General features: G+C 64.1%; 4 protein-coding genes and 1 pseudogene. 3 read left to right on the forward strand and 2 right to left on the reverse strand.

Annotated elements, in window-relative coordinates; translation table 11 throughout:
* On the reverse strand, window positions 1-339 hold a 339-nt coding region (locus DMB66_RS59015), incomplete at its 3' end, for a transposase (RefSeq protein WP_148112943.1).
* Between the two features lie 506 nt (window positions 340-845).
* Between DMB66_RS59015 and DMB66_RS59020 the strand changes: the two genes are divergently transcribed.
* Both DMB66_RS59020 and DMB66_RS59025 read left to right on the forward strand, forming a co-directional pair.
* Window positions 846-1,922: a hypothetical protein gene (locus DMB66_RS59020; RefSeq protein ID WP_125812617.1), complete on the forward strand. Its 1,077-nt coding sequence runs from the start codon at window positions 846-848 to the stop codon at window positions 1,920-1,922.
* A gap of 427 nt (window positions 1,923-2,349) precedes the next feature.
* Window positions 2,350-2,997: a hypothetical protein gene (locus DMB66_RS59025; RefSeq protein ID WP_125812618.1), complete on the forward strand. Its 648-nt coding sequence runs from the start codon at window positions 2,350-2,352 to the stop codon at window positions 2,995-2,997.
* 284 nt (window positions 2,998-3,281) lie between these two features.
* On the opposite strand, the gene DMB66_RS59030 is transcribed toward DMB66_RS59025, so the two are convergent.
* Window positions 3,282-3,959, reverse strand: a complete 678-nt coding sequence (locus DMB66_RS59030) for a hypothetical protein (RefSeq protein WP_125812619.1) — start codon at window positions 3,957-3,959, stop codon at window positions 3,282-3,284.
* A gap of 381 nt (window positions 3,960-4,340) precedes the next feature.
* Here DMB66_RS59030 and DMB66_RS59035 point away from each other — a divergent pair.
* A pseudogene (locus DMB66_RS59035) lies at window positions 4,341-4,558 on the forward strand (IS1380 family transposase); the annotation flags it as partial.

Here is a 4,558-nt window from a genome sequence, read left to right on the forward strand (position 1 = left end):
TCGCAGGGCGACGACGGCGACGCTGTGCGCGTCGACCGGGTCGGTCTTGCGGCCCTGGCCGGTGGAGAACACCCTCGCCCGGGCGGACAGCTTCGCGGGCACGTCCAACACGGTCTCACCGTCAGCGACCAGGCGCTGGGCGACGTGCCGGCCGATACCGTTACAGCCCTCCACCGCCCAGATCCGGTCGGTGTGTTCGCGGCCGGCGGCGAGCATGGCCTGGTAGCCGTCACGGTCGGTGCCGAACCGGCCCTTGGCGAGGACGCGTTCGCGCTGGTCGATGACCTCGATGGTCGCGGATCGTTTGTGCGGGTCTACGCCGATGATGACCTGGCCCATCGTGGTTGCCTCTCCCTTGAGCCGACAATTGGGTGTCGGCGGGAGGGCAGCGCTACTTTGAGCTGGCATACCCCTCTTGAGCCACTCCGCGCCGCGGTGACCGGCAGGCGCATGCCAGATGAGAGTCACACCAAAACCTGCGGTGGACAGCCGCGTGCGAGCGATCCCACCGGTCACCTCGACCAAGCCTGGCCGGGCTGCGGTCGTACGACCAGTAAATAAGTAGCCGCGATCCGGGCGGCCTCCCGATCCGCCGATTGCCCATCGTGAGTAACCGACGTGCGTCACCGGAGCGGCCGTGTCGCAGCGCTCCCGACTGCTTCCCCCCGGCCTCTGCACATTTGGCGTACCTGGTGCTGCACCGGCACCCGTCACCGTCGGCGCATACTCGACGTCGATCCTCCCGCCCATCCGGCGAAACGACCGCTCGCCAGCGTGAGCCAGCTGACCGTCGTGCCGGTCATAGGCAGCACGGGCGCGGCGTCCGACGAATGAAAGACCAAGCTATGGGTACCTGCGCGTTCTGCGGCTTCACCGGCAAACTCACCCAGGAGCACGTTCTTGGCGACTGGCTCTCGACCATCGGGCTCGACCTGCGGCCCACCCCACACGTGACCGGGCCGCTCAACCGCATCGGGCGGGACCTTGGTGTCCGGCCCCCGTTCCGGCAGACCGTCGGCATCTGCGGGCCGTGCAACAACGGCTGGATGAGCCGCCTCGAAGACGTCGCCAAGCACACCCTGACACCGTTCATCCTCGGCAACGCCGGGCACCTCACCGCCGAGGACGCCGGCCCGGTCGCGGCGTGGCTGCAGAAGACCGCGCTGACCGCGATGCTGGTGTCTTCCGAGAAGGAACGCGACGCTGGCTACGGCCTTCCGCCGTCCGAGTACCACCGTCTGTGGGATCTGCGCGACCAGAAGGTGCCCCTGCCGACCAGCCAGTGTTGGATCGGCAGGTACGCCGGGCAACGCCGGCTCGCTGCCACCTGGGTAACGCCGATCACGGTCGCCGTCGACGGCCTGCCGGAACCCGACGCGCCCCAGGGCTACGCCACCACCATCGTGCTCGGCCAGCTCCTGCTACACGGCGTTCGATTCACCACCGAAGCCCTGGCCGTCACGGCCGCGACCCGCCAACAGCTCCCGCAACTCTGGCCGGCAGCGACACCGGGCATCTGGCCGCACGGCACCTCGATCGACGACGCCGCGTTGCTCGCCTTCGCCGGTGCCAGGGACCTGCGATCCACAGAGCCGTTCATCAGGCTCGGCCCGTGGAAACCGGCCTCCGAGCTCCCGGCCAGCGAGGCCGTCGGGGACCTGGTCGAGTTACCCACGATCTGCGGAAAGCACGTCGTGTACTACCCCATGACGCTGGTCCACGAGGCGATGCGCGGCCGGTTCTACGCGTTCGGCAGGGTCTGCGAGTGCCCCACCGCGTACCTCATCCACACCGAACCCGACGGCGCCCACTGCAAGGCTGCCGACACCGTCGAGGCCATCAGTGAGCTGTACGAAGCGCTTCCCGGCCAGGAGATCATGATCGGCGGCGAACCCGGCGGGTTAATTTGCAAGCGGCTGTAGCGGCGCCCGCGCCTTGATCCGGTCGGTACAGCAGCTTTTCACCTGATCCACTACACGCCCACCGAGACCTCCGGCGCGACAGCGAGACGGTGACGAGGTGACCCAACTCCAAAACGGCTCCTGCCGGGCGAGTCCTTCCTGGAGCGCGGTGCCCGACGTTGTCCTCATGGTAAGGATCGGGAACACCGACCACTAGATTCCAACAGGTCAAACATCAGACGCCGCCAATGAATCGGCCATGGCCAGATGGTCAACGACGCGGAAGCGGCGGGACGCCTCGCTCGCTGAGACGGCCCCGCACGAACTGCACCGCCGCTCGGAAGCGGGAATCTGCAAGATCAGCATGCCTGCTGGGAGCAGCCGGCGTGCTTCCTCCTCGCTGGCCGGGGAGTGGTCTGTGAGTGGAGCGATGTCCTACGCTGCGCCGATGACGATCTGGGTACCGCTCATCAGCGCCTTCGTGGGTGCGCTCGCTGGCATCTCAGGTGCTTGGATCTCCCAGCTGGGGATTCGCAAGATCGAGGCTGACAAGCGAAGCCACGAGCAGAAGAAGACCCAGACCACTGACCGGAAGCAGCTCTTCATCGACATCGTCGAGTACGCCGAGGACCGAGTCGCCTGGCTCCGCTATCTGGAGTGGTACGGCAGAAGAGACGAGCGCGCCAAGCTCAACCTTCACCCCAGCCAGCTAGCTGGAAGGGTCAAGCTGTCCGCGCCTCACTGGGTGATCCTGGCCTGGGACGAGTTCGACGGATACCTAGAGGACGTCAACTCTGCGATCTCCCTCGGCAACATCCATCCGCACCGCGATCTCCCCGACATCATCGAGTTCGATGACGACACCCTCGTCCCTAGAGCGCATATCCGAGGGGAGATCCTTATTGCCGCGGTGCGCGCAGAGCACGAAGACGAGAGCCTGACTGTGCTCATGGAGGCCATGAAGTCGCGACTAGACCGCGACCGCCGGTTGCTTCCCGCGCTCGATCACTGGAGACAGGCCGCAAGCAAGGAGGACTCTCCCTGGCATGGTGCTCACGAAGCGCTGTCTGGGAAGAAGGGCATCGCCGAGAAGTAGCAGCTTGCTCCCAAACTACGATGCGTTGGACTGCCATGGCGCGCCCAGGCCGTCTCAAGCCTCGCTACGTGGCGCATTGTCATGCCGATGATAGTGCGACGCTGGATTCATCACGATAGCCGGGCCAAGGTAGCAGGAGGTTGGCTTGGCTGTAGAGAAGCGCGAGATGCGAACGTGCTGCGACCGACGGTTGACAGTTCGAATGGACGCTCAGGATCCTCACTGGCCATGAAACGGCGAAAATATCCCCGACATTATCCAATGCGCTTCGAACTATAACGCCACTATCGATCTTCATCCTCGTCGCGATGACTGATCTCGCGGCGCTGAACGGGTGGTAACTGAGGCGGAAAACTGGGTGCCATAGGCGCCGCTCCGGGGCGTTCCGCTACGTCTCGTACTAACTCAAGCACCCGTGCAGCAGCGTCGGGTAACTCGTCGGGGTTGAAGAGCAAGACGGCTTCTATATTCGATAGGGATATCTGCAGATCAACGTCTCCTGCCTGCACTGCGCTCTGCTTGATAAGTCGAAGGTTTTCTAGTATCTCGGAACTCGCTGGAATGTGATCGATGTGAGCTTGGCCGGCCGCCACCTCTGACAAGATAAATGCCAACCGTTCTACGCCTCGCAGATCACGGACGGCTGCCGGCTCGAAGTTCCAGGTAATGAACTGTACGAGCCAGAGAGGAAGGATGGCCAGCCATCCTTTTGCTTGACGCCGCACGGCCTCCATTTCTCGTGTAACGCGACCGATCCCATGGTTCACGGCGTCAGTTGCGCCAGCAAGTACGGCAATAATGGTGCCGAGGCCTAGCGCTTCGGCAATGCTTTCGTGAAGACCCAGGTACGATATAGCGGCAACGCCGCCACCCGCGGCGAACGACTTCACGGCTATCTCAAAGATGCGATAACCCCTCCGTCGTTCACTATCAGAGGTGCCGTGGAAGAGTTCATCCGTCATGTCGCGTCGCACTGCGTCTTGCGCACGAGTGGGCGCAGGCTCCAGTAACAGCCGGAATACTTGCGCGCAAACTAGAGCGGCGAATGCGGCTGATCTGTTGTCTGTTCGTTTGATGCCTGCGGTATCGAGGAGGCGTTGACCTTGATCAGTATCCGCCGCCAAAGCGACCCATCTAAGCCTCGATCCACCGATGAATGTTGATGGGTGGCGGCGTGCCGATATAGAAAGTGCCCTCTGAACTGGGAGGATAGGAGTTACGACGCTTCTATTCCACCGGTTCGAGAGGGCACCTCGCAGGTGAGATTACGCCAAGACACGCCAGTCGTGCGCGCAACGTTCGACGATCCGAATCTCGTGTCGTGCGCCGGGCTCGTGCCGGTGATGCGCCTGGCCGATCAGGTCGGCCTGCACGACGCGGTCGCCGGCCGGGTCCGGCTGCCGACGGACAAGGGGTCGAACCCCGCGGGCAAGCTCGCCACGATCGTCGCGGCGATGCTCGCCGGCGCGGACAGCATCGACGACCTCGACATCGCCCGACACGGTGGCATGCGGTCGCTGTTCACCAGCGTGTACGCGCCCTCGACGCTCGGATCGTTCCT

This window comes from Actinoplanes sp. ATCC 53533, from assembly GCF_003947245.1.

Excerpts from the sequence above, each read along its gene's own strand:
- DMB66_RS59020 (WP_125812617.1), top strand. The coding sequence starts at position 846 with ATGGGTACCTGCGCGTTCTGCGGCTTCACCGGCAAACTCACCCAGGAG.
- DMB66_RS59025 (WP_125812618.1), top strand. The coding sequence starts at position 2,350 with ATGACGATCTGGGTACCGCTCATCAGCGCCTTCGTGGGTGCGCTCGCT.
- DMB66_RS59030 (WP_125812619.1), bottom strand. The coding sequence starts at position 3,959 with ATGACGGATGAACTCTTCCACGGCACCTCTGATAGTGAACGACGGAGG.